At 70.2% G+C, this 1,343-nt stretch carries 1 protein-coding gene; it reads left to right on the top strand.

From position 1 onward, the window contains the following. Positions 1 to 844: 844 nt before the first annotated feature. Positions 845 to 1,343 (top strand): methyl-accepting chemotaxis protein (locus AX737_RS37590; protein ID WP_280949107.1); only part of this gene is annotated, 499 nt, incomplete at its 3' end.

The raw sequence follows: 1,343 nt of genomic DNA, 5'->3' as shown, positions 1-1,343 counted from the left end.
CCCCCGCACCGCCGCTCCGGCTTACGCCTGCGCTTCCCGTCCGCACGGCACGGTGCGGACAGGCCTCTCCCCGCGCGCCGGGAGAGGGGGGAGCTGCGGTGCCCGAACGAAGCAACCGGAAACCGTATGACCCGAGAAGGGCCTGACCGTCCGGTCTCGTGACCGTCCTGTCCGCGCATCCGGTCGTGCCACGGCCGGCACTCTCACGCAGGGAATGCGTCCGCGGTAGAGGCTCGTCATAGAGAGGCTCGTCATGGAGGTGGCCCCGATTCGATCCGGCGGGTCGCGCGCCCCTCCGTCAGCCGCGGTTTCCAGACCGGGAAGGCGCGGCCCGCGCTGTCCCCGTCGGCATCGCCTGGCACGACGCATCGTGCGCGGAACGGGGCAACGGGTCGGACGAGAGACCGTGTGACGAGCCCGTCGACTCCGACAGGCCTCGAGCCTTCGACCCACGGCAGCCACGCGCGGCAGCTAACCGGAAGCGCTAGCAGCGCCAGGCGTACTTTAGGAAAGCATTGAGCACCCGGACACCTACATCACGCATGCGCCTCGCGTCCGAGAGGCCTCTCATCTTGGTCTGATCCACCAAGACGATACTCGAGATCGTTTTTCCCGAGGATAGACTTCATGGCTCTCGTGAAGAAGGCGGCTCTGCCCGGGCCGCAGGCGTTGGCGCGCGGCGGTGAACAGGCTGCGATGAAGCAGCTCGGTCGCCTCAACGAGGCGAACCGGCGCAAGGCCCGCACCTTCGCCAAGCAGCAGAAGGCGGCCGAGCGCATCGCCGCGGCCACGGCCCAGCTCGCCAGCGGTGTCGCGGAGGCCTCCTCGGCGGCCGAGGCGCGCGATGGAGCAGAACGCGGCCGGCGCCGAGCAGGCCGCCAGCGCCTCCGAGCAGTCTCAGCGCGCCGTCACCGTGGTCTCCGAGGTCATCGGCACCGCGCGCAACGAGGCGGAGACGTCGCGGCAGAAGAGCGAGGCCCTGCAGGGGCTGATCGCCGGTGTCGGCCAGCAGATCGCGGCCAGCATCATGTCGATCTCGACGGCCGCCGACCGGCAGGCGGCTTCGGTGACGATGATCGTCGAGCTGGAGCGTCAGGCCGCCAATATCGGCGACATCGTCCGCGCCGTCGCCCGCATCGCCGACCAGACCAACCTGCTCGCGCTCAACGCGGCGATCGAGGCGGCCCGCGCGGGCCAGCACGGCAAGGGCTTCGCGGTCGTCGCCGACGAGGTCCGCACGCTGGCCGAGACCTCCGAGAAGAGCGCGCAGGAGATCCAGGAACTCATCGGCCGCATCCAGGCGGACGTGAAGGTCATCGCCGACGGCATCAACCGCTCGGCCG

The organism is Methylobacterium sp. CCH5-D2 (assembly GCF_001556475.1).
GTDB lineage: Bacteria > Pseudomonadota > Alphaproteobacteria > Rhizobiales > Beijerinckiaceae > Methylobacterium > Methylobacterium hispanicum.
Note: the sequence above shows the minus strand (reverse complement) of the source record. Positions and strands in the feature narration are given on the sequence as shown.